The sequence below is a fragment of the Pseudomonas reactans genome, assembly GCF_013385825.1.
GTDB lineage: Bacteria > Pseudomonadota > Gammaproteobacteria > Pseudomonadales > Pseudomonadaceae > Aquipseudomonas > Aquipseudomonas reactans.
The window spans coordinates 34,566-61,051 of the sequence record NZ_JACAPG010000010.1 but is presented as its reverse complement, the minus strand read 5'-3'; the positions used below and the strand labels follow the sequence as shown (position 1 = coordinate 61,051).

Below are 26,486 nucleotides of genomic sequence, written 5' to 3'. Positions count from 1 at the left end.
AGGGGCTTCCTACTCTTCGTCGTCATCGGACATGGCGTCGTTCAGCAGTTCCTGCATCTTCGGCATGATGATGAACTGACCGCCGATGGTGACCGCCTGGGTGATCAACGCATCGGTGAACTTGGGGTCATCGGCTTCGCTGGGTTTGTCGGCGGCCTTGGCGTTGTCCACCGCGGCATTGAACTTGGCTTCAGGGCTGGCGCCACCCGGGGCGAGATTGCTGTCTACGGCTGTTACGGACATGGTGCTGCTCCTTTACTGGGTTGGGGTTTCGGTACTGACTTGCGCGCCACGGAACACCCGCACCCCGCGCTCGCGCGCCACCGGGGCGGCCACGACCTTGGGTTGCAGGTGATCCACATGCTGCTGCACCAATGCCAGGTACGGCGGTGGTCCGGACACGAACACTTCATCGCCCTCGGGGCCATTGCGCATGGACAGTTGCTGGCCGAACACATCGAGGTTGCTGAGGTAGGCCTGCAACGGGTCGAGGTCCAGGGCGTTGGCCTTGAATAGCTTGGTGCTGATTTCATCGCTGGCATTGAGGTACAGCAGGTTGCCGTCGAAGTACCAGGTGAGGCCGTTGGTGCTGCACAGGGTCTGCAGGAACTCGCCGGCGGTGGCGCCGCGAATCGTGCTGCGGGCTTTGCCGCGCACCTTGTCGGAGAGCACCAGGGGCACATCGAGGTTGTGGCCGAATTCTTCCAGAGCGCTGCGCACATCCTGGTCCACCAACACGTAGGCATAGGGCTGGGAAAACCACGCCGGTTCTTCGGCGGCGTTGGCAAAACGGCTGCCGAACAGGCATAGGACAGCCAGCAAAAATATGCTTACATGGCGTCCGCCTTCGCCAGACGAGTTGTGACGATGTCCAAGAATTTTCTGCTCGCCAGTACCCTGTTGCTGGCCGCCTGCGCCAGCAAACCCGCGACCGATTCCGACAAGTCGTTGCAACTGGCCGATGACCTGAGCAAGCGCGGCGACTACGCCAGTGCGGCCGCGCTGTATGAGCGTGCGGCGCAGCAACCCGGTGCCGGCATCGAGTTGTGGCTCAAGCTCGGCCAGGCCAGGCTCGACGCCAAGGATGCGCTGGGCGCCGAGCGGGCTTTCCAGCAAGCCCTGGGGTTCGATGCGCGTAACGCTGACGCGCTGCTCGGCCTGGGCACCGCGCAGCTCCAATTGGGAAAAACCCAGCGTGCCGTCACTGCCCTGGGCCAGGCGGCGGAGATTGGCGGGTTGCCAGTGGCCTACACCCGCCTGGGTGTGGCGCAGATCCTCAATGGCCAGGCCGCTGCGGCGCAAACGGCGTTCGCCAAGAGCCTGAGCCTCAAGCCCGACGACCTCGACAACCGCTGCAATCTGGCCCTGGCCTATGCCCTCGGTGGGCAGTCGCAACAAGCTCTGGACGCCATCGCCCCCGTCACCCAATCCCCCCGCGCCCTGCCCCGGCACCAGCGTAATGTGCTGTTGGTGATGGTGCTGGCCGGTTATGAGCAGCGAGTTGCCACACTGCCGCTGGATGATATTCCGGCTGCCGAGCGTGAGCGATTGGTGACCGAGGCGAAACGCATCAAGGCCATCAGCGATCCGGTGGCGCAGGCGAAAGAGCTGGGATTGGTAGCCCCCAACTGACACAACACAAGATCGCTTTTGATCCGCTTTTGATCTCAATCGCCCCATAAAACCACGCTGGCCGAACGCAGGCTTGAATCCGTGGGTAACCCGGCAGGACGCCGGGTTAGCCGTCCTGGGCCAAGGATGGCCCATGACGGCGGCCCACGGATTCAAGCCGGAGTGAGGGCACACCGAGCCTAGGCGAGGTGCCGAGTGGTGGGGCGAGAGCCTTTTGGTTACTTTTGGCTGGGCCGGCTTCCGGCTCTTCCAAAAGTGACCCGCTGTAAGAGCGGAACCATAAGCGGCCGTTACCGCAGGAACGGATATGTACACAGACATACCGCTATCGCTGGCAAGCCAGCTCCTACAGTTGGGATGTGGGGAGTCAGAAAGATACCGGATGCCAGTGAAGGAGGTCATTGTTGGCCCCCCGCGGCGCCGGTCTTGGCTTCCTGCTGGTCCTTGCGCCGCTGCAATTGCTCGCGGTCGAAACCTTCGATGTAGACCTGGGCGGCTCGGCCGACGGGCGCGGCCATCACCGGGCCGGTCGTGCGGCCTTGGGTCAGGTCTTGCTTGCGCTCGACCATCTGCATCAGGTTCAGGTTATTCGCGCAGCCCAACGCCAGGGTCGGTTTGAAATCCTCGCCCAGCCCGATGGTGTCCGTTGCCGGTGGTTGCTGGCATTGGGTCGGCAAGCCATCCGCGCGGTACTCGGATGAGTAGTAAGTGGGCGCCAGGTGGGTCTGGCAGCCCATCAGCGCCAGGGGCACCAGCATCAATACACGTAAAGCAATCATGGCAGTCCCCCTGATCAATTCATGTAGAAACCGAACGCCCCGCCGCTGCGCGGTCCGGTGGCCGCTGCGGTAGCCGGTTGCGCATCGAGGGGAGTGGCGAGGGTGCGACCGCGTACCGGTTCCACCAGGTACGGCGTGATGAGAATCACCAGTTCGGTTTCATTGCGCTGGAAGCGCTTGGAGCGGAACAGATTGCCGAGGATCGGCAGGTCACCCAGCAGTGGCAGTTTCTCGATGTCCTGGCTGCTTTCACGCTGGAACAGCCCGGCGATGGCGAAGGTCTGCCCGCTGCCGACCTCCACCCGCGTATCGGCGCGGCGCACGCTGAAGGACGGCACGTGGAAGTTGCCGAAATCCACAGTGCCACCGCTGACCACGCTGCTGACTTCCGGACGCACTTGCAAGGCGATGCGGCCGTTGGGCAGCAGGGTCGGGTTGAACAACAACGACACGCCGAACGACTTGTATTCGATGCCCACCAGGTCACGGTTGACCGGCACCGGGATCGCCACTTCGCCACCCGCAAGGAAGCTGGCGGTCTGGCCGGTCATGGCGGTGATATTCGGTTCGGCAAGGATCTGCAACACGCCGTTGGCCTGCAACGCATCGAGCATGCCGTCGATATTCACATTGCCTGAACCGGCACCCGCTGCTGCCAAGCCACCCGCCGTGGCGGCGGCCAATGGTCCGCCGGTGATCAGTCCAAAGGAAAACGTGCCGTTGTTGAACATGGCGTTCCAGTTCACGCCGTAGTGCAGCAGCTCGGAGCGCGACACCTCGGCAAAACGCACACGCAGGTTCACTTGGGCGGAGCCTGCGTATTCGGTGGTGTTGATCGCGCTCTGGAAGCCTTGCCCCTGGGGGTTGAGCAAGGCATTCAGGTCGGTCGCCTCCGCCACCGAACCCAGGGTGCCCTTGGCGACCAGGCGGTTACCGGCGCCGCTGATCTGTGCGCCGTTGCCGGGGTGCAGCGCCTGCATCGGCGTGCTTACCGCCTGGCTGCCACTGCTCACGGCCAGGGTCAGGCTCGCCAGTTGTTTGCCGTCGCTGCCCAGGGCGATCAGGCTGGTGTTGCCCGGCGCTTTGCCGAAAATATAGATCGTGCCCGGCGATACCACTTGCAGGTCGGCCACATTCGGCTCGGCCACCAGCACCGAATCCACCGGCGCGACAAAATGCAGGATGCGCCCTTCACCGGAGGCCAGGGCAATCGAGCCCCCGGCGCCGGCCGCGATTTCCTGAGCTTGGCTCACACACGCAAAAACACTCAGCAACAGCACACAAAAACGCATCATGAGGCGGACGCCAGGGGGGGGACGGAAGCCGCGGCAGGCGCGCGGCGGTTGGAGATTTCGGTGAGGCTGATGGTCACCAGCGCTTGCAGGTTGTACTCGGTGGCCAGCTCGCGGAACGACAGCACCGCCAGCTCCAGCTCACCGCGCAGTACCAGGCGGCGCAGGCTGCGGCGCAGTTCCGGGTGCACCAGCAACACCGCGCTGTTGACTTCGCGAGTGTTGTCACACGCCTGGCGCAGTTGGGCGAGCAAGGCGCGGCTGACTTCTTCGGGGATCAGTTCGCGCTGAGGCTCCTGGCGACGCAGGGAGGCACGCAATTGGTCTTCCAGGCCAGGCGCCAGCACCAGCGCACCGATCACCCGGTTGCGGTCGGCGTATTGATGGCTGATCTGCCGTGCCAGCGCGGCACGCAAGTGTTCGGCCAGGCGCCCGGCGTCGGTTTCGCGGGCGCCCCACTCCACCATGGCTTCGAGCAAGGCACGCTGGTTGCGGATCGACACGCCCTCGCCGACCAACAGGCGCAGGGTTTCAGCCACCCGTTGCAACGGCACCAGGCGCAAGGCTTCCTTGACCAGTTCACCGTAGGTGGCCTCCGTGCGCTCCAGCAGCAGGCGGGTTTCCTGGATGCCGAGGAAGTCGGCGGCATAGCGACGCAGGCTGCGTTCCAGCACGCCGCGCAGCACCTCGTCGGGCATCAGGAAACCGATGCCGGCGTTGCGCAGCGTGTCTTCGTGCTGGCGTTCGACCCAATGGGCGCTGCGACCATTGAGGGGGGAATCGGCCTGCACAGTGGCGATGTCCAGCAGCTGCACATGCACCGGATCGTCCTGCACCAGCAGGCAGTTGATCGGCAATTCGCCTTCGCTCACCGGCACGCCTTCCAGGGACACGCGGAAACTGCCCGGCGTGGCCTTGGCCTCAATGTAGATGCCGGGTACCGGCATGTCCACGCCGAGCTCGGTACGCAAATCGTGGCACAGCGCTTCGACACGCTGGCGCAGCAGTTGGCGCGGCGCGCTCTGGGACACGCCACTGCCGAGGGTCAGCAGCACCCGGGTATCGGGCAGCAGGTTGTCATCCAGCTCGGCCTGCACTTCGACCACCGCTTCCGGCGTCTCGACCAGCACTTCCAGCTCAGGCTGCCGGTGATGGCGGCGATACATCATGAACGCCGCGCCGCCAAACACCAGGGACAGACCGAGGAACACCCAGGTCGGAAACCCCGGCAGCAGGCTCACGCCAATCATGATCAACGCGGTCAAGCCCAGCGCCCGGTAACTGGCGCCCAGTTGCTTGATGATCTCGCTGCCCAGGTCCCCCGCTTCGCCGTCGCTGTTGACGCGGGTGACCACGGTGCCCGCCGCCACAGAAATCAGCAGCGCCGGAATCTGTGCGATCAGGCCGTCACCCACGGTCAACAACGAGTAGGTGTGCACCGCGACGCCGAAGGGCATGTCGCGCTCGATCATGCCGATCAGCATGCCGCCGAGCAGGTTGACCGCAAGGATCACCAGGCCCGCGATGGCATCGCCTTTGACGAACTTCATGGCGCCGTCCATCGCACCGAACATCTGGCTTTCTCGCTCAAGGCGCGAGCGGCGGCGCCGGGCTTCGGCCTGGTCGATGTCGCCGTTGCGCAGGTCGTTGTCGATGCTCATCTGCTTGCCGGGCATTGCGTCCAAAGTGAAACGCGCGGCCACTTCCGCCACACGCTCGGCGCCCTTGGTGATCACCACGAACTGCGCCACGGTGATGATCAGGAACACCACCATGCCCACCACCACTTGCCCGGCAATCACGAAGTCACCGAAGGCCTTGACGATATGGCCGGCGTCGCCGTGCAGCAGGATCAAACGCGTGGTGGTGATCGACAGTGACAACCGAAACAATGTGCTGAGCAGGATCAGCGGCGGCAGCGCGGAGAACTCCACCGAGTGGCCGATGTAGAACGCCACGATCAGGATCAGGATGCTCAGGGCGATATTGAGGCCGATCAGCGCATCCACCAGGTAGGTGGGCAGCGGGATGATCATCATCACGATCGCCATCAGCATGAACGCGACGATGATCACGTCGGTGCGCTGCGCAGCGAGACGCGCCAGGTTGTTCAGGCGGTTGAGTGCACTCATGCGCCGCCCCTGCGTGCAGCCAGGTAGCGTTTGAAGCATTGACGCGCTTCGTCCTTGCGCTCGCCGTACCACAAGGCGCGGGCGCGCAGCAGCAACAGGCTGGCGGATTCGCCTTCCAGCGCGACCAGGCGGTCCAGGGCACTCAGGGCACGGGCGGCGTCACCGCTGTCGGTGAAGGCCAGCACCAGCGAGCGCAGCAACACACCGTCGTGGGGCGCGACGCTGACGGCAATCAGCAGCATCACCAGGGCGCGCTGGGACTGGCCATTGCGCCGGTACAGTTCACCAATGCCTTTGAGCAGTTGCACGGCGTCTTCGTTATCGCGGGCCATCAAGTATGGACCTCCGAGCGTTGCTGTTCGAGGTTGCGGCGCATCTCGATCTCTTCGCCGATCAGCTCGACGGCCAGTGCCTTGATATGTGGCTCGGCGTCCAGGCCGGGCAGGATGTGTTCCATCACATGCTCCAGCAGCTCCAGGGAGCGAGCGCCGCCGAACAGCAACGAGTCGACGCCGGCGGCGGCGGTGAGCGCTTCGAGGTCACTGCGCAGGGAGCGGCGGGTCTGGGTCTTGCGGGTCTTGAGCACCGCCTCGAAGGCGGTGGCCTGGCGGGAGTTGACCGGGCGAACCGCTTCGACCGGCGCACTGCGCACATCACTGGGAATCAACGGGCGGGGTTCGACTTTCATGAAAGGACTCGCAGAAACACTGTAGGAGCGAGCTTGCTCGCGAAGGTCGTCAACGCTGACGCGGGCTGCCTGTGGGAACGGGTTGGATGGGCGTTTTTCGCGAGCAAGCTCGCTCCTACAGGGAGGCGGTGTGTTTTCATAGGGTGAAGGTGAAGCGCTCCTCGCCACGGGCGAGGATCACTTGGTTGTTTTCGATGCGTTCCAGCACCCAGTTGTCCGCCAGGGCTGCGCCGGGGTAGAGGCGCTTGCCGCTGTCGTTGATCACGTAGGGCTGGGCGCCAAACCATACGGCCTGGAAGCGCACGCGCGGCGCGGCGGCATCGGCGCGGGCTGTCACACGCGGGTTGAGCACGATCTGCTGGCCGTAGCGCTGATCGAACGCCTGCTGCAACGCCAGCCATTGTGGCTTTTGCGACTGTTCAAAGGTGCCGGTGGCGCTGAGCTGGCCATTGCTGTCACTGACCTTCACGGTGTCCAAGTGGGCGGCGTGTAGCTGCTGCTCCATCCAGGCCCTGGCTTGCTCGCGGGACGGCATTTTCAGCGGCGCTACCTCGTCGGCCACGACCGTTGCGGGCAACAGTGGCGCTTCGCTACGAACCGCCAGCGCGCCTGCACAGATAAACAGCAGGGCGGTCGCGACAATCCAGGGGGTAATTTTGCGTGGGGCGTCCGATGGTTTTGCAGCACCGCCAGGCCCCGCCAGGCTCACAGCCGCCGTGCCGATCCGCAGTTGCAGCGGCAGCCGCGCGCGATGGCCGCTGCCGTGGGGAATGCGCACATTGCCGGCGAGCAGCACATCACCGCCCAGCGCTTCGACCGCCACTTGGTCGCCTTCAAACCGCAGGCGCAGGTGCAGGCCGGCAATACCGGGATCAGTAAGTACCAAATCGGCCGCCAGGTCGGCGCCGAGGGTGTAGACCGGCTGGTCGAGCACCAGGGAACTGCCCTGGTGCAAACCACCGGTCACGGTCAAGGTCGGTGCGCCAGTAGCGGCGACCGGCCCCAGGGAAATCAAGGCTGTCATGGTTGGGTTTGCCCCCTTGAGCATGTGCAACGGGGTCAAGCATCAGAGGGTAAACGGGCAGCGCCGGCGCCGCCCGTTTGGCGAATCAGTTCTGCGGACGCTGTTTGGTGGCGTCGAGCTCCGCTTTTTTCGCGGTGCTGATTTCGGTGATCTTGGCCGACTTCTCGATAGCCATGTTGAAGGTCGCTTCCATCTTCGCGATAGCGTCGTCGGCGCCGCCTGCTTTTACTGGTGGGACATCAGCCATGTTCATCTCCTTGCATCGATAGGGAAGTTATTCAGTTGCGCAACAGCAAGCTGAAAGTATGCAAACCGGTGAATGCCCAAAACGTCAGACAGTGAGCCTTCGAACTGCCGTCGGTTTGCATGGGTTCCATACTACTCACGATCAAAACGCCTTCGCTGTGAAAGCTTGTGAAACGTTCCGCACAGGTGCTGTGAAAGGTTTTGCTCAACCTGGCGTTGAGAAAAACTCATCCCTTTTGGGTCACGGAACTTTCTGAAAAAACTCAAGACACGCTGCAGCCCTCGATTTACGCGGACCTGACAACCGAGAGCAGAATGAATTTGAACAATAAGGCGGGATATAAACGATCTGCACGGCACGGCTTGGCATTTATTTTCGCGACGACTTCACATTTCTCGCTAATAGCCTTTTGCCCAACTTCCCAGATATTTCAATTTGTAACAACGGCGACTTAATCATCACGTTTGATAGCTCCTCTCCAGCAGCCTTATTGCTTGGAGAGCAACTTTCCTCCGCGCCCGTTAGTGCAACTGCACTAATAACCAAAGGACTAGTTCGCGGGCCGGCTATATATAAAACTTCCAGGTGATCTATGACCGACATGAATTATTCACCCACAACGCTCCTCGAAAACGACGGCTGCGCTGAGATTCACTTCGGCCCTTATCGACTGCTCCCCAAGCGCCATCAACTGCTCAAGCACGGGCGACCCGTGAACCTGGGCAGCCGCGCCCTGACACTGCTGATCGCCCTCGCCTCGCGGCCTGGCGAACTGCTGAAAAAAGCCGAACTGCTCGACATCGCCTGGCCGAAACTGGTGGTGGAGGAATGCAACCTGCGCACACAGATCAAGACGCTGCGCCGCACCCTTGGTGACGATGACGCGCTGTACATCGCCACGGCACCCGGTCTGGGTTACCGCTTTGTGGCGCCGACCTGGTTCGAACGGGCGCCGAAACCGCTGGTGAAGGAGCCGGTGGTGCTGGGTGTGTACGGCTGCCGCCATTGTCGCGGCGCGGGGATGGCACCGCTGTTTGCACAGATAGGTATGCAGAACAGTTGATGGCCCAAGGTTATTCCGTTGGAAAAATATGTTTTTTCCAACGGAATGTTTGGCGCAGCCCAATCGTTGTTATTCCTGAAACTGCCCAACACCCATAACCTTCAGGAACGTTTTTATGAATCGCTCTCTTCTGCTTGGCCTGCTCAGTGTCTTCGCGGTCGGCTCCGCCCAGGCGGCTTCGTTGCAAGTCCCGGTCAACCTGGTAAGTGCCGATGGCGCGCCACAGCCCGTCGGTAGCATCACCATCAGTGAGTCAGCCTATGGCTTGATCTTCACCCCGGATCTAAAATCCCTGCCAATGGGCGTGCATGGCTTTCATATCCATGAAAACGGCAGCTGTGAAGCCGGTGTGAAAGACGGCGTGAAAGTCGCGGCGCTGGCCGCCGGCGGGCACTTCGACCCGGAGAAGACCGGCAAGCACCTGGGCCCTTACGCCGACGGCCACCTGGGTGACCTGCCGGCTCTGTACGTGAACATGGACGGCACCTCGAACAACCCGGTGCTGGCGCCCCGCTTGAAAAGCCTGGCGCAGATCAAAGGCCACGCGCTGATGATCCATGCCGGCGGCGACAACCATTCCGACATGCCCAAGCCATTGGGCGGTGGCGGTGAGCGGCTGGTGTGCGGCGTGATCTAAGCCAGCGCGCTCAGGTCCAGGTGCCCATCCTTGATCGGCGGGCACCAGTAGTAACCGCCGGTCAACGGTGCGCTGATACGGTACAGGCCATCGACAATCCCATCTTCCAGCCCGCTCATGCGGCGCAGTTGCGCTTCGAATGCATCGAAGGAGTGGCCGAACGCGAGGAACATCAACCCCGCCTGGCCGTTCTCGGCCCATGGCATCGAACGGCGCACCACGAAGGCTTCCGGGGTGAAGCTTTCCTGGGCGGTGCGTTTGGTGTGGGCGGACTCGGGAGCGTCGTCGAGTTCTTCGTTGTCGCCATGACGACGGCCGATGATGTGGTCGCGCTCTTGCGCAGGCAAGGCGGCGAAACCGTCGAGGTCGTGCTGCCACTGCTGGATCGCGGCAAAGCTGGCGCCGCTGTCGGTCAGGGCCGCTTCAACGGCTGCGTCGTCGTGGGGGTTCTCGGTGCCGTCTTCGTAGTCGGTGAGGTCGAAGCCGGTCTTGTAGCGGAAGCCTTCGGTCATCTGCACCAGGCGGAACGCCGGGGCCAGGGCCTTCTCGAAGGCACGGCTGCGCAGCAGCAATTCACCGCGATCCACGCCGTGCAGCCATACCCACAGCGCCTGTTGGGTTGACGGGTTATGTGCGCCCGGCCCGCTGACGGTGGGGAATGTGCGCAGGCCTTCAATCCGGGCGCCCAAGGCTTTGACCAGCGGCTCGCCAAAACCGACCACCGCCGCCGAGTCGGTCAACTGCACCAGCGCGTCCAACGCAGCGGGCACGGCTGCCAGTGAATCCACGGCAAAGAACAGATGGCGTGCCTGCAATGGCACCGGTGCGGCAAGAATGCCCGGCTGGTACTGACTCATGTGAACTCCTTCTGAAAAGCCGCGCAGTTTAACCGGCAGGCGCAGTGCTGCGTACAAGAAAGCGCGCAAGCCTTGCCATAGAGCCTGTTGTTGGGTGACTCTCTAGTCATGTTTTGCAACTATTCCAGGGGTAGCGACATGACCACCAGCAACCTGCTCACCCAGCTGTTTCCCGCCTCCGCCGCCGAGATTCCCGAGCCATTCCAGCTCGGAGCGCCCATTGAACAGCGTGATTATCTGGTCGATGGCCAGTTGCAGGTGTGGAACGGCCCATTGGCCAAGGTGCAAAGCCCAGTGCAGTTTGGCGACGAACGTGTGCATATCGGCAGCACACCGCTGCTGGACGCCGACACCGCCCTCACCGCTCTGGATGCCGCCGTGCGTGCCTATGACCGTGGTCAGGGTGAATGGCCGACGATGCGCGTGGCCGAACGTATCCAGCACGTCGAAGCCTTTCTACGGCGCATGCGTGAACAGCGCGACGCGGTGGTCAAGCTGCTGATGTGGGAAATCGGCAAGAACCTCAAGGACTCGCAGAAAGAATTCGACCGCACCTGCGACTACATCACCGACACCATCAATGCTCTCAAGGAACTCGACCGCCGCTCCAGCCGCTTCGAACTGGAACAGGACACGCTCGGCCAGATCCGTCGCGTGCCGCTGGGTGTGGCGTTGTGCATGGGCCCCTATAACTACCCGCTGAACGAAACCTTCACCACGCTGATCCCGGCGTTGATCATGGGCAACACCGTGGTGTTCAAGCCGGCCAAGCTGGGCGTGCTATTGATCCGACCACTGCTGGAAGCGTTCCGCGACAGCTTCCCGGCCGGGGTGATCAATGTGATCTACGGCAGCGGCCGCGAAACCGTCAGCGCGCTGATGGCCAGCGGCAAGATCGATATCTTCGCGTTTATCGGCACCAATAAAGCCGCCAGTGACTTGAAGAAACTGCATCCCAAGCCGCATCGCCTACGTGCCGCGTTGGGCCTGGACGCAAAAAATCCCGGCATCGTGCTACCTGAAGTCGACCTGGACAATGCCGTTAGCGAAGCGCTCACTGGCTCGTTGTCGTTCAACGGCCAACGCTGCACCGCGTTGAAAATCCTGTTTGTGCATGAGGATGTGGTCGATAGTTTTATCGAGAAATTCAACCAGAAGCTGTCCACGCTCAAACCCGGCATGCCGTGGGAAGACGGCGTGGCGCTGACGCCATTGCCCGAAGTGGGCAAGGTGGATTACCTCAACGGCCTGGTGGCTGACGCCGCGCAACACGGTGCCAAGGTGGTGAATGAGCATGGCGCTGAAAGCCGTGGATCGTTCTTTTACCCGGCGGTGCTGTACCCGGTGAACCCGCAGATGCGCGTGTACCACGAAGAGCAGTTCGGCCCGGTGGTGCCGATCGTGCCCTACCGCGACCTGGAGACGGTGATCGACTACGTGCTCGATTCCGATTTCGGCCAACAGTTGAGCATTTTCGGCACCAACGCCGTGCAAGTCGGGCGCCTGGTGGACACCTTCGCCAACCAGGTCGGCCGGATAAATATCAACGCCCAGTGCCAGCGCGGCCCGGACACGTTCCCGTTCAACGGTCGCAAGAACTCGGCCGAGGGCACGCTGTCGGTGCATGACGCCTTGCGCGTGTTCTCGATCCGCACGCTGGTGGCGACCAAGTTCCAGGAGAGCAACAAGGCGCTGGTCAGCGACATATTGCGCAACCGCGATTCAAGCTTCCTGACCACCGATTACATTTTCTAGAGGACGATTCGTCGTTGATAAACCTGCATCTGCCTGTGTTTGCCCGGCGCCTGTTGCGCCCACTGCTCGACCCGTACCGCCGCTATCGCCATGCCAAGCTGATCCACGCCGTGCGCGTGTCCATCGGCTTGCTGGCGACGATCCTGCTGACCACCGGCATCAACCTGCCTCACGGTGAGTGGGCGTCGGTGACCATGCTGATCGTGATTGGCGGTTTGCAGCACCACGGCAATATCGGCAAAAAAGCGGTGGAACGCGCCTATGGCACCTTGATCGGCGCCAGCGTCGGTTTGCTGCTGGTGCTGCAACAGGCATGGCTGGGCCAGCCGTTGCTGACCTATCTGCTGATGTCGGTGGTGTGCGGGTTCTTTTCCTATCACGCCATTGGCAAGGGCGGCTATATCGCGCTGCTGTCGGCGATCACGGTGTTTATCGTCGCCGGGCATGGTGACAACCCGGTATCGGACGGATTGTGGCGCACCGTGGATATCCTGATCGGTATCGTGCTGGCGCTGGCCTTTTCCTTCGCCCTGCCGCTGTACGCCGTGTATTCGTGGCGTTACAACCTGGCCAGTGCATTGCGCGATTGCGCCGCTATTTATAGCCGGATCATCAGTGGCCAGTCGGTGACCGATGATGAACACCTCAAACAGCTCAATCGCTTGAATGCGTCGATGGTGCAACTGCGTTCGCTGATGCCGTCCGTGTCAAAGGAAGTGCGGATTTCCATGACGGAGTTGGACGCGATCCAACGACACCTGCGCCTGTGCATCAGCACCCTGGAGATTCTTGGCAATACCCGACCGGATCCGCGCGATGAGCAGGCGATGTCGCGCATGCAGATGATGTTGAAGGCCGAGCATCGGCAGATTCGCGTGCAGTTGGTAGGGATGGCGCGGGCGTTGAAGTCGGGGGTGACAGAGCGGTTGGAGCGGCCAAGTCATACCGGCGCTGAACCGGCGCTGGACGTACCGGTGTATAGCGCGCTGGATGGCTATCGATTGCTGACATTGCAACTGGCACAGAACGTGGATGCAATGCGTCAGCGATTGGCCAAGAGCGCCGGGCACTGGAAAATCTGAATCCGCTGAGCAAAAAAAAGGATAATTCCGACGCGTTTACAGATTTCAAGAATTTCACACTTTGCCTTACAAAGTTTTCACGTTTTATTCACATCCAGGGACGTAGTGTGAAGCCTCATCCGTTACAAATGTTGCATATCAAGCCCGCCGCCCCAGCGGGCTTTTTTTTGCCTGGGAATTGAGTCAACGGGCTGCCTTGCTCGCTGGCGCGGCAGATTGCTCACGAATCGCGCGCTGGGTATCCAACACCTTGGCCAAGGCATGTTCCGCTTCGGGGCTTTGCTGCGGCACGCGAATCGCCGCCGACACCAGAGTGATCAACTTGGCCATCACCTCGGCATCCGTGGCCGGGCGGCCCAGGCTCATGGAGTTCATCAGCAGGCGCAGTTCGGTGCCGGCCATCACCCCCGAAATCGCCTTGAGGGCAAATTGCAGGCGCACGCCCAGTTCATTGCGCGGCAGGTCCGGCAAGGCCAGGGCAAAGGCTTCGAAGAAACGCTGGAACACCGGCTGGTAATGCACCTTGAGGTATTCCTGGATAAACGGCGACGTGTCGCTGTACACCCGCCCCAGGAAACGGATGAATGAACGCCCTTCCCCACTGGCGCTGGCCGGGTCGCTGCGCTCCAGGCCCATGGCCGGGGCAAACAGCACGCCGAGCAAGGTGTCGCAGTCCAGAGGGCCGTCGGACTCGGCCTCACAGCGCGCGAGCAGTTCCAGACGCTGCTCGTTGAGCGGTTCGAGGCGCTGCTTGAGCAGGGTCTGCATCAGGGAGTCCTTGTCCCCGAAGTGGTAGTTCACCGCAGCCAGGTTTACCTGGGCACGCTCGGTAATCTGCCGGAGCAGAACGGCGTCGTAGCCATACTTGATGAAGAGAGCCTCTGTCGCATCCAGCAATCGAGTCTTGGTAATGTTTGGAGCGCTGACTTTCTTCGCGACCATAGAAGTTCCACGTGGGAAATATTGTTTTAAAAAATAATTTGATTTTTTATACCGGGCCGACCGTCCGAAAGCAAGTAGTGACACACCGCCATATAACCGAAAGCCTTTGCAGACGGGCGTGCAAAGGTTAGTCGAACGTTTTTTTAGCAGGCTCCCGCTGCCTGGGGAGCAATCGTTTCAAAGGGTGAAACCGCTCTATATCCATGGCTGGCGAAGCGGCTGGAACACGGTTAGTATTCAAACAATATTTTAAAAACAAGAAATAAAACCAGTCCGTGACGCGTACCAGGCAGCTCCCGAACTTGTTACAAGGCTTTACCAAGGGGGCATGGCAGCACCGTCGAGACTGAAGGCGTAGTCATGATGACAGATACCCCCGCGCAACCCGGCTTGATCTCCCTGCACGGCATCGGCAAAAGCTACCAGCTGGCCGGTCAGCACCTGTCCATTCTCAATAATGTCTGCCTCTGCATCGCCAGCGGCGACAGCTGCGGCATCCTCGGCGCCTCCGGCTCCGGCAAAAGCACGCTGCTCAATATCCTCGGCCTGCTGGACCTGCCCAACTGCGGCCAGTACCACTTTGCCGGGCACGATATCTTCAACGCCACGCCCGATGAACTGGCGGCGATCCGCAACCAGCAGATCGGTTTTGTGTTCCAGAGCTTCAACCTGTTGCCACGCCTCAGCGCCTTGGACAATGTCGCCCTGCCCCTGAGTTATCGCGGCGTGTCGCGCCATGAGTCGGTGGAACAAGCCCTGCGCATGCTCGAACAAGTCGGCCTGGCCGACCGCGCCCACCATCGCCCCGCCGACCTGTCCGGCGGCCAGCGCCAACGGGTCGCCATTGCGCGGGCGTTGGTAGGCAAGCCCTCGGTGATCCTCGCAGACGAGCCCACCGGCAACCTCGACAGCACCACGGCCCAGGACATCATGGACCTGCTGCTGGCGCTGAACCGTGAACAACAAGTCACCCTGATCATCGTCACCCACGACCCCCACATCGCCGAGCGCCTGGACCGCAAGATCCTGGTGCGCAATGGCGTGGTACAGGAGGCCGGGCGCCCATGATCGGGGGGGTAAAGAGCAGCCTGCGGGTTGAACAGAACCTCAGCCAACTGCTGCATGAAGCGTTCGTCAGCCTGCGCACCCTGGGCAAGCGCTCGATCCTGGCCTTGCTGGGGATTGTGATCGGCAGTTCGTCGGTGGTGGCGCTGATCAACATCGGGCATAACGCGTCGGTGGATGCAGCGATGATCTTCAAGGACATGGGCACCGACACCCTGATCGCTCAGTTCCCCCCCAAGGGCGCCAGCACTGTGCCGATGCCCGCCCGCCTCGACCTCGACGCCATGCGCCAGACGGTGCCTGGCATAGCCCATATCGGTGCGCTCACACTGTTCAGCGGGCCCATCGTGTTCCATGGCCGTACCGCCAACGCCAACTTCGTGGGCAGTACACCGGACATCAAGGACGCGATGCGCCTGGTGGTGCAACGGGGACGTTTCCTGTCGAGCTTCGATGCCAACGAAACCTACGGCGTGATCGGTGACCAAGTGGCCCAGTCACTGAGTGCGCCGGGCGACCCCTTGCAAGTAGGCGATCGTGTGCGCATCAACGACTACCTGTTCCTGATCGTGGGCATAATGCGCAGCCAGCCACGGGCGATGCTGATGCCCGTACAGGCCAATGAGTCGCTGTTCATTCCCGCCGAAGGCATGCGCCGCATCTACGCAACACCACAGATCGGCAACCTGATCATTCGTGCAGCTCCCGGCCAGGACATGGAGCGCGTCGCCCAAGACGCGGCCGCCGCGCTGAAACCCCAGCTCCCCGACCACGATGTGGACATCCAGGTGCCCCAGCAAATGATCGACGGCATGACCCGGCAAAGCCGCACATTCGCCTACCTGCTGCTGGCTTTGGGCGCGATCTCACTGGTGGGCGGTGGTGTGGGGGTGATGAACGTGATGCTGATGAACGTCTCTGAGCGTCGCCGCGAGATCGGCATCCGCATGGCCCTCGGCGCCCGCCAGCGGGATATCCGCAACCTGTTCCTGCTCGAAGCCGTGACCCTCACCGCCGTCGGCGCCCTCTGCGGCGCGGTGCTGGGCATGACCGCTGCCTGGTTGTACGCCTGGCTGTCAGGCTGGGAATTTGCGCTGGCGGTGGCCGCCTTGCCGCTGGGGGTGGGCAGTACCTTGCTGGTGGGGTTGTTCTTCGGCATCTACCCAGCGGTGTCGGCCTCACGCTTGCAGCCGGTGGAGGCCCTGCGCGATGAATAAATGGCTCTGGCTGCTCGCATTCGTCAGCCTGCCCGGCACGGCCGCCGACGTGGTGATCAAGCCATCGGCGCCCAGTAGCACCCGTAGCGGCTATGACCGCAGCGTCTCGTTGAATGCTCAGGTCACCCGCCTGACACTGGGCGATGCGGTGTACCTTGGCTTGCGCAACAACCCGGCGATCCGCAGCGCCTACCTGCAACGGGTGGCGCAGAAATTCGACCTGCGGGTGGCCGAAGATGTGTTCAACCCCAAGCTCACCCTCAACAGTTATTACCGCACCAACCGTGGCTCCGCCGACAACACACGCAATGCCAACCTCGCGCCGGCCACCAGCCTGCTCAGTGAATACGGCACGCGCCTGAGCATGGCCTGGACCCAGCAACTGAACACCGCTGACCGCGCCGGCCGCTACCGCAGCGACGGCCTCGACCTGGCGATCATCCAACCGCTGTTGCGTGGCGCCGGCTGGGACGCCACCACCGCGCCGCTGCGCCTGTCGCGCCTGTCGGAACAGGCCAACCGCCTGAACCTCAAGGCCACCGTGGCGCAAACCATCAGCCAGATCATCGCCACTTACCGCGAACTGTTGCGCGCCCAGCAGCAACTGAGCATCGTGCAGGATGCCCTCAAGCGCTCCGGCACCTTGTTGGAAGTGAACAAGGCGCTGATCAATGCCGGGCGCATGGCGGAGTTCGAAATCGTGCAGACCGAAGCCGATATCGCCACCCAGCAACTGGGCGTGGAAGAAGCACAGAACCAACTGGACACCAGCCGCCTGGCCCTGCTGCGTCTGTTGGCCCTGGACCTGTCCACGCCGGTTCGCGCCACCGAAGCCCTGGAGGCCCAGCCCGTGCAGGTCGACAAGCGCCAGGCCTTCAACCTCGCGCAGACCCAGCAGCCGGAATACCTGGCCGCTTTACTCGGCACCCAACAGGCCGACCTGAACCTGGTGATCGCCAAGGACTCCGGGCGCTGGCAGGTGGACCTGGTGGCCGGTGCCAACCAGATACGGGCCAACACCGACAACGACGCCGGCCGTACCAACAACCGAACCTGGGATAGCTACGCCGGGGTGCAGGTGCAAATCCCCATCGGCGACATCAGCACGCGCCAGGCTGAAGTGCGTGCGCGGGTGAATGTGGAGGATCAGGAGATCCGTATCACCGATGCGCGCCAGGAGCTGGAGCGCAGCGTCAACAACGTGGTGCGCGACCTTGGCACCCGCTGGCGACAATATGAAATCTCCCAGCGTGCCGTGGAGCTGTCGCGGCGCAAGATCGAGATCGAGCGGGAAAAACTCAGCGCCGGACGCTCCACCAACTTCCAGGTGCTGAGTTTCGAGACCGACTTACGCAACGCCGAAAACGCACAGCTCAATGCGCTGATCGCTTATTTGAACGCCCAGACCCAGCTCGACTTGACCCTGGGCATGACGCTGGAAAGTTGGGAAATCGCCCTCAATGACTACTAATCAGAAACGCCTGCTGGGCGCCGTACTCATCCTGTTGCTGGGCAGCGCGGGCCTGGCCTTGCGCAGCCCGGCCTCCGATCCGGCCGGAATTCCCGAGCAGTGGCAGGCCGTCCAGCCCGACGCGCTGGTGCACCAGATCGGCCTGGTGGGCAAGATCGAGCCCGACACCACCATCACCCTCACAGCGCCGTTCGACGGCAACGTGCAAGCCAACCTGGTGGAGCAAGGCCAAAGGGTCGAGGCCGGCCAGGTGTTGCTGCGCATGGACCCGGCCACCTTGGAGGTGCAATTGCGCGACGCCCTCTCCGTCCAACTCAGGGCCCGGCGTACCGTGCAGGAAATGCAGGACTGGGACAACGGCCCCACCGTCAGCCGCGCGCGCCGTGCCTTGCGCACCCTCGAAATGACCGCCAGCAACACCCAGCGCAAACTGACCGAAAGCGAAAACCTGTTCCAGCGCGGCATCATCCCGCGCAACGAGCTGGATGACCTCAAGCAGCAGACCCAGCAGCAACAACTGGACCTCGCCTCCGCCCGCAGCGAACTGCAACAGGCCCTCGACCAGGGCAAGGGCGAGTACCGCCAGATCGCCGACATGGAACTGACCAATGCCACGGTGAAATACGACGCCCTGCACAAGCTGCTCGACGGCCAGGAAGTCAAGGCGCCGTTCTCCGGCATCGTGGTGCCGCCGCCCGGCAATACTTCAACTCAGGGCAGCGGCAACAACACCGCCCCGGTACAGGCCGGCAGCAAGGTCAGCCAGGGTCAGGTGCTGTTTGGCCTGGCGAACATCGAACGGCTTAAAATCGTCGCCAAAGTCTCGGAGCTGGACATCAACCAGTTGCATCAAGGCCAGGCGGTGGAAGTGCTGGGGGATGGGTTTGACGGCGAGCGGCTGAGTGGCACGGTCAGCGTGGTGAGCGGCTTGGCGATTGCCAGTGACAGCCAGGGCAGTGCGCAGTTTCCGGTGACCTTGTCGATCCCCAAGCTCACGCCGCAGCAGTTGCAACGGGTGCGACTGGGGATGAGTGCGCGCTTGACCATCGTGACTTACAACAATGCGCAGGCGATGGTGATTCCGAGCCAGGCGATAGGGCCGGACATGACGGTGGAATACAGGGAAGCGATGGATAAACCGGTGGAGCGGGTGAAGGTGACGACCGGGCAATCGACCGCCCTAGGCGTCGAGGTCTTCGGCCTGAAGCCCGGTTTCGTGAGCACCCATCCCCTGTAGGAGCCGGCTTGCCGGCGATGAGGCCCTTGAGATCATTGCAATATTCAAGGCCGCCATCGCCGGCAAGCCGGCTCCTACAGGGTGAGTTGTGCAGCCAGTGCCTTGGCCTGCAACGCCACATCGGTTACCGCCGTGCTTTCCCACCACATCCCCCGTAACGGCGGCCCCATGGCGAACAAGCGCTGGCTGACCTGCCCCTGAGCATCCACCACCGCCCCCGAAACATCCGCCGCAATCCCCAACGCCAACGGCCCAGGCTGGATCAGCCCACGCTTGAGCAACTGCTGGGGCAACGGCCGGGCCACGCGGCGCCAGTCGTATTCGATACCGCTGGAGTTGATCAGGGCCGCGCCGCAAACCCGCTTCACCGCCTGCTCGCCTCGGTAACGCACACCAATGGTCACGCCCTCGACCGAAGGTTCCAGGCCTTTGAACGACGCCGCCCGAATCCGCAACCGTCCTTCTTCATGCAATCGCACCACCAACTGCGCGCTCAACGGCGGCGAACGGTGGTGGTGGCTTTCCCACCACGGCCGTACATGGCGCACGAACTGGCGCTTTTCACGCTCACTGGCCTGGCTCCACAGGCGGCTGATATGCGCACGCACCGTGTCCAGCGGCGACTGCCAATCAATGCCCTGCGCTTGCGCAAGCCGGCATTGACGACGCACCTCGCGCAGCAATTGCAAGGGGCTGCGCAGCCTGTGGTCTTCGCCGAGAAAATCCACCCAGCTCGGCGGCTGTCGACGCATATGGGGCAGCAGGCCATGGCGCGAGAAAATCTCGATGGGCCCGCGATGCCCGGCCTGTTCCAGGGACACCACCGCGTCGACCATGGTCAGCCCGGAACCGATGATCAGCACCGGCGCTAGCGGGTCAATTCGGGTCATTGCTTTTACGTCCCAAGGGTCCACCGCCGCCGCGTTCAACCCGCTGGACTCGGTCTGTGGCGTACGCGCCGCAGGGAACATACCGGTGGCCAGTACCGCACACCCGCCGCGCAGCTGCCGGCCGTTATCAAGGGTGAGCAGCGCCGAGGCTTCGTCCACTTGCAGGTCAACCACTTCGCCGCGCACATGCTCGACGCTGGAAGCTGACTGCGCCTTCGCCTCTGCCAAGCGCTGCTGGGCATACAGACCAAATATCTCGCGCGGCGGGAACAGTTCGCTGATCGGCACGTGCTGCTGGTCCGACTCAGGCCAGCCGCCAGCGCCAATGTAGTCGGTGAGCCATTGAGTCAAATCGTCGGCATTGTCCGGGTCGACACTCATGCGCGCCGCGTTGCCGTTCAGGGTGTGGCCCAGTTCGACAGCACTGTAGGCCTCGCCCCGGCCGAGTTCGGCGCGCGGCTCGATCACCAGGATCCGGCGCCGACCCGGCAGGCGCAGCAGTTGCACCGCCAGCATCGTGCCGCTCAGGCCGCCACCGATGATCAGTACATCAGCGTTGCGGATGGATTCAGTCATGCAGAGTCGCCCTTACTGTTTGCCCAGGTAAATGTCATGCAAGTCGCCCCGCGCCAACAGCTCAGCGGCGCTGCCACTCAAGGCCACGCGGCCAGTATCCAATACGTAGCCGTGGGACGCATAGTTCAGTGCAACATTGATGTTCTGCTCGGCGATCAGGAAGCTCACCTGCTGCTCACGATTGAGCTGCGCGATGATCTCGAAAATCTCCTGCACGATCATAGGCGCCAACCCCATGGACGGCTCGTCGAGCAGTACCAACGTAGGACGGGTCATCAACGCCCGGCCGATGGCGACCATCTGCTGCTCGCCGCCCGAGGTGAGCCCGGCGCGGGTGTGGCGCTTGGTCTTGAGCCTTGGGAACCAGGCGTACAGGCGCTCCAGGTCCTGTTCCATGTCCTTGCGGCTCAAACGCCGCACGAAGCCGCCGCTGCGCAGGTTGTCTTCCACCGTGAGCTGGCCGAACACATGACGGCCTTCCAGCACATGGACCATGCCCTTTCGCACGCGCTGGCTGGGATCGACACCGGCCAGGTCCAGGCCTGCGTATTCGATCACGCCCCGGCTGACCTCGGCCCGCTCGGCGCGTACCAACCCCGAGATCGCCTTGAGCGTGGTGCTCTTGCCGGCGCCATTGGCACCGAGCAAGGCGACGATGGCACCTTTGGGCACGCTCAGCGACACCCCGGCCACCGCGAGGATCGCGCCGTCGTAGATCACTTCGATATCGTTGACCGTCAACAGTGAAGGGCTGGCGGATTCAGCGGCGGGCTGGCTCATGGTTTATTCATCCCCGGTGCAGGTGCGTGGCGTCAGGCCTTTTTCCTTGGCGAAGGCGGCGGACTTTTCATCGATCAATGGTCGCAGCAGCGCGCGGTCGGCGGCGATCCACTCGCTGATCAGCGTCCAGTTGGCGCCATCCCACTGCTGCACCCGCGCCGAGCCGCCGCCTTCGTGGTCGCGGCACGACAGCTTGAGGTTCTGCATCAGCCCCAAGTAGCCCATGTCTTTCAAGCGGGCGTCGTCGATGTTCAGGTGTTCCAGGCCCCAGCGGCCCTCTTCGCCATTCAGCGGACGCTTGCCGAACTTGGCCTGGCCGGTGCGGATCGCTTCCACCGCCACGGCGGCGTTCACCAGGCCGGAGTTGTAGTAGACGCTGCCGAAGTTCTTCAGGTCCTTGAGGTCGCTGTGGCCCTTGTCGAGGATGTACTGCTTGAGGCGCTTGTGGATTTCGAAGTCGGCACCCGCCGGGTACGGCGTGAGTGCCAGGTAGCCTTTGGCGGCGGCACCGGCAGGCAAGACGTCTTCGCTGGAACTGGCCCAGATGTCGCCGATGATGTGATCCACCGGAAAACCGAAGCGCGCGGCAGTCTTCACCGCCACCGGGGTGGAGACGCCCCAGGTGCGCAGGAACACCCAGTCCGGGTTGGCCTGGCGCACCTGGCGCCATTGCGCGGACTGTTCGTTGCCAGGGTCGGCCACCGGGATCTGGATGTTTTCAAAGCCGTACTTTTCCGCCAGCAATTTCAGCGGGCCGAGGGTTTCGCGGCCATAGGCCGAGTCGTGGTAGACCGTGGCGATTTTCTGGCCCTTGAGCTTGTCGAACCCGCCTTCACGCTGGGCGATGTAGTTCACCAGGGTCGATGCTTCGCTGTAGAAGGTCAGCATCACCGGGAAGTTGTAGGGGAACACGGTGCCGTCGGTGGCTTCGGTGCGGCCGTAGCCGAGGGTGATCAGCGGGATCTTGTCCACTTCCGCGCGCTCGCTCAGCGCATACGCCGCCGGTGCGCCGTTGGGCTGGTACACCGCGACCGGCGCGCCATCCAGGCCATTCTTGAAGCGCTCGTAGCACTCGATGCCCTTCTCCGCCGTCCACTCCGTCTCGCACTCCTGCCACACCAACTTGACGCCGTTAATGCCGCCTTCGACCTCGTTGATGTAGCGCAGGTAGTCGATCATCCCGGCCCACACCTGCACGCCGCTGGAGGCATAGGCGCCGACGCGGTAGGTGGCCAGGGGAATGAATTGCTGGTCCGGCGAGGCCATCGCCTGGGGAACAGCACCGGCCAGGGCGGCCAGCGCAAATGCAGCGCCGACCAGGGAATGTTTCAAGGATGCACGCATGGGAATTCTCTTGAGGGAATGTTAGAAACGCAGCGGCCACTGCCGCACACGGTCACGCAGGTTGTGCAACAGGCGAATCAAGCCCTCGGGTTCCTTGATCAGGAACACGATGATCAACACGCCAAAGATGATTTTCTGCAAGTTCTGCAACTGCCCCGCATCCACCGAACCGCCAAACAGCGCCTGCCCGGCGTGGCTGAGGAAGATCGGCAACAAACTGATGAAGGCCGCACCGACAAAGTTGCCGGCAATGCTGCCCATGCCGCCGATAATGATGATGAACAGGATCTGGAATGAACGATTGATGTCGAAGCTGCTGGCGCTGGCCGTACCCAGGTAGGCAAAGGCCCACAGCGCGCCGGCGATGCCGAGGTAAAACGAGCTGACTGCAAACGCCAGGCGCTTGTAGCGCACCACCGGAATGCCGACCACGGCGGCGGCGGTGTCCATGTCGCGGATCGCCATCCAGTTGCGCCCGACCTGGCTGCGCACCAGGTTAATCGCGGTCCAGGTCAGCAGCAGCACCGTGACCAACGTCAGCAGGTAACGGCCCAGCGGCGTGTTGAGGTCGTGGCCGAACAGCGCAAGCTTCGGCGCGGAGATGGTCCCGGACGAGCCGTAGTTGTAGAACCAGGGGAATTTGACGAACAGCCACTCCAGGAAAAACTGTGCGGCCAAAGTGGTGACCATCAGGTAGAAGCCCTTGATCCGCGAGCTGGGCAGGCCGAACAGCAGGCCAACCAACGCGCTGATAATCCCGCCGCCGAGCAGCGCCACCGGCAAGCCCAGCTCCGGCAGGCGCAGTAAAAAACCGTAAGTGGCAAATGCGCCAACAGCCATGAAACCCGCGGCCCCCACCGAGGTTTGCCCGGTGTAGCCGGTGAGCAGGTTCAAGCCCAGCCCGGCCAAGGACAGCACTAAAAAGGGGATCAGAATCGCATTGAGCCAATAGTCATTGCCCCACAGCGGCACCACGACAAAGGCCAGCGCCAACAGGCCAATCAGCCCCCAGGGAATGCGCCGCTGGATCAGCAGCAACGGCGCGGTGTCTTGAACAACGGGAATCGACATGGTTTCAGACTCGCTCGATGGCACGCTCGCCGAACAGGCCGGCGGGACGGATATACAGGAAGGCCAAGGCCAGTACATAGGCGAACCACGGCGTGATGCCGCCGCCGATCAAGGGGCCGATATACACCTCGGCCAGGTTCTCCGCCGCGCCGACGATCAACCCGCCGACAATTGCCCCGCCAATCGAGGTAAACCCGCCGATGATCAGCACCGGCAAGGCCTTGAGCACCACCAGCGACAACGAAAACTGCACCCCTTGGCGCGCGCCCCACAGCAGCCCCGCCACCAGCCCGACAATCCCGGCGACCGCCCAGACGATCTGCCAGATACGGTTGAGGTTGATACCGATGGACAGCGCCGCCGTGGTGTCATCCGCCACCGCGCGCAGCGACACGCCAATGCGGGTCTTGTTGAACAGCAGCGCCAGCACCGTCACCAGCACCACCGCAGCGGCCGCGGCGATCAGGTCGAATTGACTGAGCATCAGCGGGCCGACGAACAGCGGCACGTCGTCGATGCCCAGGTCGAGGGCGCGTACTTGCGAGCCCATCAAACCCTGGGCCAGACCTTCGATTATGAATGACAGGCCCAAGGTGGCCATGAACAGGGTGATCTGCGAACGGTTCACCAGCGGCCGCAACACCAAGCGCTCGATGAGTAAGGCGCCGATGATCATCACGATGACAGTCAAGAGCAGCGCCAAGGCAAATGGCACGCCCTGATCATGCAGGCTGACGAAGGTCAGCGCGGCAAACAGCAGCATCGAGCCCTGGGCAAAGTTGAACACGCCGCTGGCTTTATAGATCAGCACGAAACCGATGGCGACCAGCGAATACATGGTGCCGGCGAGCAGACCGCCGAGCAGGGTTTCAAAGAAAAACGTCATCAGTGCACCACCCCCAGGTAGGCCGCGATCACCTCGGGATTGGCCTGCACTTCAGCGGGCGTGCCGTCGCCGACCTTGCGCCCGTAATCGAGCACCACCACGTGGTCGGACAGCCCCATGACCACGCCCATGTCGTGTTCGATCAACACCACGGTGGTGCCGAGGTCGCGGTTCACGTCGGCGACGAAGCGCGCCATTTCCTGTTTTTCCTCAGCGTTCATGCCCGCCATAGGTTCGTCGAGCAGTAACAGGCTGGGCCCGGCGATCAATGCCCGGCCCAACTCGACACGCTTTTGCAGGCCATAAGAGAGGTTGCCCACCAGCACATCACGCTGAGCTTGCAACTCAAGAAACTCGAGAATGCCCTGGGCGCGCAGGCGGAACACTTCGGCTTCCCGGCGTGCGCGTGGCAAGCCCAGGGCTTGTTCAATAAAACTACTGCGCATATGCCGCGACAGACCGGTGAGAATGTTGTCGAGCACGCTCATCTTCTTGAACAGCGCGTTGTTCTGAAAGGTGCGACCAATGCCCCGGCGCGCGGCGCCGAGCGGGTCGATGCGGTGGAAGTGCTGGTCTTCGAAGACGATCTCACCGGCATCGAAGCGATATACGCCATTGAGCACATTGAGCAATGAGCTTTTACCGGCACCATTGGGACCGATCAGCGCGCAGATCTCGCCGCGCGCCACCTCGAAGGACAAGGCATTGATCGCCTTGACGCCCTTGAACGACAGCGAGATATCCCGCACTTGGAGAATGGCTTGGCTCATGCGATGTCCCGTTTGAATTCCGCCAGCCACACCGGCGACGGGGTCGATTTGAGGGGTTGCCAGATGTAAGCCAGGCGCTGAAAACCGAGCAGCTTGCGCACACGGTTTTTCAACAGGCGGCGCAGGCCGCTTTGCGGGTGGGCGATGGCCCAGTCGCATAGGCGTCGACGCCAGGTGCCATGAGGCGCCAAGCGGCTTTCGATCTCATCGGCCAGGTGCTGCAAGCGTGCGGGTGACAACAGCAGACCGGTGGGCGCCACTTCACTGCGATCACGCCGGGCGGAGGCTGGGCTTTCCGGAAAGGCCAGGCCATGGCCGCTGTTCAGCCATTGCTCCAACACCACCGCTAGGCCACCCTGCCAGTGGGTGCCCTCTTCGCTCCACAACGCGGTTTCTGCGCTGGATTGCCACCAGCGTACAAGGTGTTGCGCCGGGTCGATCGGGCCGAGCAACTGGGCAAAGTCCAGCAGGTTGGCCGATTGCCAATGCCGCACTTGCTGGCGGTCCTGGGTGTAAGTGTGGGTGGGACGGCTGCGCCACAGGTGTTGTTGCAGCGCGTCGACCTCTAGGTCGTCAGCCAGGGTCAGGACCTGCCCACCGATGGAATGAGCAGCCAGCGCCAACAGCAACAAGTTCGGCTCGAACGCCCCACTGAGGGCCAGCCGCGATTGCTCGTCAAAGCCCTGCTGGCGCAAACCATCGGCCAGGCGTTCCACATCCCGCAAGGTGTCGATCCAGCGCCACGCATGCCATTGGCCCTGGCGTTTGTGGCGCAAGGCAGTGTGCAGCGGCGTGATCTGCGCCCAGTGGTGCAATTGTTCCAGCGCCTTGGGTAGGTTGCCGAGCAGTTCGGCGGGCCATTCCAGGGCCAGCGGACGTTTGAGTTCGTGCACGCTCATAGGGGTGATACTCCTATTCAAGTGATGTGCGTGCGGTGGTCCGCTGGCTAGGATTGGTGAAATGCCACAACATTTTGTAGGAGCCGGCTTGCCGGCGATGGCGGTGGTTCAGCTAGATAGGTTTTAACTGACAGTCCGCTATCGCCGGCA

The 26,486-nt window shown here is 62.6% G+C and carries 27 protein-coding genes; 9 read left to right on the top strand and 18 right to left on the bottom strand.

Features of this window, described 5'->3' with window-relative positions:
- Positions 1-9: 9 nt before the first annotated feature.
- Together HX868_RS10920 and HX868_RS10915 are read right to left on the bottom strand one after the other, a co-directional pair.
- Positions 10-243, bottom strand: coding sequence for a hypothetical protein (locus HX868_RS10920; protein WP_016978398.1), 234 nt, complete (start codon positions 241-243; stop codon positions 10-12).
- Positions 244-255: 12 nt separating this feature from the next.
- Complete coding sequence (locus HX868_RS10915; protein WP_177002944.1) at positions 256-819, bottom strand: type III secretion protein; 564 nt, start codon at positions 817-819, stop codon at positions 256-258.
- Positions 820-867: 48 nt separating this feature from the next.
- On the opposite strand from HX868_RS10915, the gene HX868_RS10910 reads away from it, so the two are divergent.
- Positions 868-1,632 carry a tetratricopeptide repeat protein gene (locus tag HX868_RS10910; protein ID WP_177002854.1) on the top strand — a complete coding sequence of 255 codons (765 nt, stop codon included), beginning with the start codon at positions 868-870 and terminating at the stop codon, positions 1,630-1,632.
- A 398-nt stretch (positions 1,633-2,030) separates the two neighbouring features.
- Here HX868_RS10910 and HX868_RS10905 read toward each other — a convergent pair whose 3' ends face one another.
- The 7 genes from HX868_RS10905 to HX868_RS10875 all read right to left on the bottom strand — a co-directional run bounded on the left by HX868_RS10905 (position 2,031) and on the right by HX868_RS10875 (position 7,794).
- On the bottom strand, positions 2,031-2,411 hold the full coding sequence (locus tag HX868_RS10905; RefSeq protein WP_177002853.1) for a hypothetical protein: 381 nt from the start codon (positions 2,409-2,411) through the stop codon (positions 2,031-2,033).
- A 14-nt stretch (positions 2,412-2,425) separates the two neighbouring features.
- Positions 2,426-3,706, bottom strand: a complete 1,281-nt coding sequence (locus HX868_RS10900) for a type II and III secretion system protein family protein (protein ID WP_033901346.1) — start codon at positions 3,704-3,706, stop codon at positions 2,426-2,428.
- The gene (gene sctV / locus HX868_RS10895) at positions 3,703-5,835 is read right to left on the bottom strand and encodes a type III secretion system export apparatus subunit SctV (RefSeq protein ID WP_177002852.1); all 2,133 of its coding nucleotides are present in this window, start codon (positions 5,833-5,835) and stop codon (positions 3,703-3,705) included. Before sctV ends, HX868_RS10900 begins: the two co-directional genes overlap by 4 nt.
- Positions 5,832-6,167, bottom strand: coding sequence for a tetratricopeptide repeat protein (locus HX868_RS10890; RefSeq protein WP_028616838.1), 336 nt, complete (start codon positions 6,165-6,167; stop codon positions 5,832-5,834). Before HX868_RS10890 ends, sctV begins: the two co-directional genes overlap by 4 nt.
- Entirely contained in the window at positions 6,167-6,523 is a 357-nt protein-coding gene (locus tag HX868_RS10885) for a hypothetical protein (RefSeq protein ID WP_033901343.1), read from the bottom strand. The genes HX868_RS10890 and HX868_RS10885 overlap by 1 nt, the downstream gene beginning before the upstream one ends.
- Before the next feature lie 136 nt (positions 6,524-6,659).
- Complete coding sequence (locus HX868_RS10880) at positions 6,660-7,547, bottom strand: SctD/MshK family protein (RefSeq protein WP_177002851.1); 888 nt, start codon at positions 7,545-7,547, stop codon at positions 6,660-6,662.
- Between the two features lie 85 nt (positions 7,548-7,632).
- Positions 7,633-7,794, bottom strand: coding sequence for a hypothetical protein (locus HX868_RS10875; RefSeq protein ID WP_016969018.1), 162 nt, complete (start codon positions 7,792-7,794; stop codon positions 7,633-7,635).
- Between the two features lie 601 nt (positions 7,795-8,395).
- On the opposite strand from HX868_RS10875, the gene HX868_RS10870 reads away from it, so the two are divergent.
- Together HX868_RS10870 and sodC are read left to right on the top strand one after the other, a co-directional pair.
- Positions 8,396-8,857 carry a winged helix-turn-helix domain-containing protein gene (locus HX868_RS10870; protein ID WP_425504222.1) on the top strand — a complete coding sequence of 154 codons (462 nt, stop codon included), beginning with the start codon at positions 8,396-8,398 and terminating at the stop codon, positions 8,855-8,857.
- Positions 8,858-8,972: 115 nt separating this feature from the next.
- Positions 8,973-9,494, top strand: coding sequence for a superoxide dismutase family protein (gene sodC, locus HX868_RS10865; protein WP_016977469.1), 522 nt, complete (start codon positions 8,973-8,975; stop codon positions 9,492-9,494).
- Here the strand turns inward: sodC and HX868_RS10860 are convergent.
- On the bottom strand, positions 9,491-10,351 hold the full coding sequence (locus tag HX868_RS10860) for a Dyp-type peroxidase (RefSeq protein ID WP_177002849.1): 861 nt from the start codon (positions 10,349-10,351) through the stop codon (positions 9,491-9,493). The two genes, sodC and HX868_RS10860, sit on opposite strands and share 4 nt — an antisense overlap.
- A 138-nt stretch (positions 10,352-10,489) precedes the next feature.
- On the opposite strand from HX868_RS10860, the gene HX868_RS10855 reads away from it, so the two are divergent.
- Entirely contained in the window at positions 10,490-12,106 is a 1,617-nt protein-coding gene (locus HX868_RS10855) for an NADP-dependent glyceraldehyde-3-phosphate dehydrogenase (protein WP_177002848.1), read from the top strand.
- A gap of 23 nt (positions 12,107-12,129) precedes the next feature.
- The gene (locus tag HX868_RS10850; protein ID WP_177002943.1) at positions 12,130-13,188 is read left to right on the top strand and encodes an FUSC family protein; all 1,059 of its coding nucleotides are present in this window, start codon (positions 12,130-12,132) and stop codon (positions 13,186-13,188) included.
- 183 nt (positions 13,189-13,371) lie between these two features.
- On the opposite strand, the gene HX868_RS10845 is transcribed toward HX868_RS10850, so the two are convergent.
- Entirely contained in the window at positions 13,372-14,130 is a 759-nt protein-coding gene (locus HX868_RS10845; protein WP_016977465.1) for a TetR/AcrR family transcriptional regulator, read from the bottom strand.
- 360 nt (positions 14,131-14,490) lie between these two features.
- On the opposite strand from HX868_RS10845, the gene HX868_RS10840 reads away from it, so the two are divergent.
- The 4 genes from HX868_RS10840 to HX868_RS10825 are packed head-to-tail and all read left to right on the top strand — an operon-like array spanning position 14,491 to position 19,120.
- Complete coding sequence (locus HX868_RS10840; RefSeq protein WP_095016731.1) at positions 14,491-15,198, top strand: ABC transporter ATP-binding protein; 708 nt, start codon at positions 14,491-14,493, stop codon at positions 15,196-15,198.
- Positions 15,195-16,412, top strand: coding sequence for an ABC transporter permease (locus tag HX868_RS10835; protein WP_177002847.1), 1,218 nt, complete (start codon positions 15,195-15,197; stop codon positions 16,410-16,412). The genes HX868_RS10840 and HX868_RS10835 overlap by 4 nt, the downstream gene beginning before the upstream one ends.
- Complete coding sequence (locus HX868_RS10830; protein ID WP_177002846.1) at positions 16,405-17,883, top strand: TolC family protein; 1,479 nt, start codon at positions 16,405-16,407, stop codon at positions 17,881-17,883. The genes HX868_RS10835 and HX868_RS10830 overlap by 8 nt, the downstream gene beginning before the upstream one ends.
- Positions 17,873-19,120, top strand: a complete 1,248-nt coding sequence (locus tag HX868_RS10825) for an efflux RND transporter periplasmic adaptor subunit (protein WP_177002845.1) — start codon at positions 17,873-17,875, stop codon at positions 19,118-19,120. The genes HX868_RS10830 and HX868_RS10825 overlap by 11 nt, the downstream gene beginning before the upstream one ends.
- 74 nt (positions 19,121-19,194) lie before the next feature.
- On the opposite strand, the gene HX868_RS10820 is transcribed toward HX868_RS10825, so the two are convergent.
- The 7 genes from HX868_RS10820 to HX868_RS10790 are packed head-to-tail and all read right to left on the bottom strand — an operon-like array spanning position 19,195 to position 26,336.
- A complete protein-coding gene (locus tag HX868_RS10820; RefSeq protein ID WP_177002844.1) occupies positions 19,195-20,586 on the bottom strand; it encodes an FAD/NAD(P)-binding protein in 1,392 nt (463 codons plus the stop codon).
- A 12-nt stretch (positions 20,587-20,598) separates the two neighbouring features.
- The gene (locus tag HX868_RS10815) at positions 20,599-21,366 is read right to left on the bottom strand and encodes an ABC transporter ATP-binding protein (RefSeq protein ID WP_177002843.1); all 768 of its coding nucleotides are present in this window, start codon (positions 21,364-21,366) and stop codon (positions 20,599-20,601) included.
- 3 nt (positions 21,367-21,369) lie between these two features.
- Positions 21,370-22,710 carry an ABC transporter substrate-binding protein gene (locus HX868_RS10810; protein ID WP_177002842.1) on the bottom strand — a complete coding sequence of 447 codons (1,341 nt, stop codon included), beginning with the start codon at positions 22,708-22,710 and terminating at the stop codon, positions 21,370-21,372.
- A gap of 21 nt (positions 22,711-22,731) precedes the next feature.
- Positions 22,732-23,781: a branched-chain amino acid ABC transporter permease gene (locus HX868_RS10805; RefSeq protein WP_123475848.1), complete on the bottom strand. Its 1,050-nt coding sequence runs from the start codon at positions 23,779-23,781 to the stop codon at positions 22,732-22,734.
- A 4-nt stretch (positions 23,782-23,785) separates the two neighbouring features.
- Positions 23,786-24,667 carry a branched-chain amino acid ABC transporter permease gene (locus HX868_RS10800; protein WP_034106908.1) on the bottom strand — a complete coding sequence of 294 codons (882 nt, stop codon included), beginning with the start codon at positions 24,665-24,667 and terminating at the stop codon, positions 23,786-23,788.
- A complete protein-coding gene (locus tag HX868_RS10795; RefSeq protein WP_177002841.1) occupies positions 24,667-25,437 on the bottom strand; it encodes an ABC transporter ATP-binding protein in 771 nt (256 codons plus the stop codon). The genes HX868_RS10800 and HX868_RS10795 overlap by 1 nt, the downstream gene beginning before the upstream one ends.
- On the bottom strand, positions 25,434-26,336 hold the full coding sequence (locus HX868_RS10790; RefSeq protein WP_177002840.1) for an AMP-binding protein: 903 nt from the start codon (positions 26,334-26,336) through the stop codon (positions 25,434-25,436). The genes HX868_RS10795 and HX868_RS10790 overlap by 4 nt, the downstream gene beginning before the upstream one ends.
- Between the last annotated feature and the right edge of the window lie 150 nt (positions 26,337-26,486).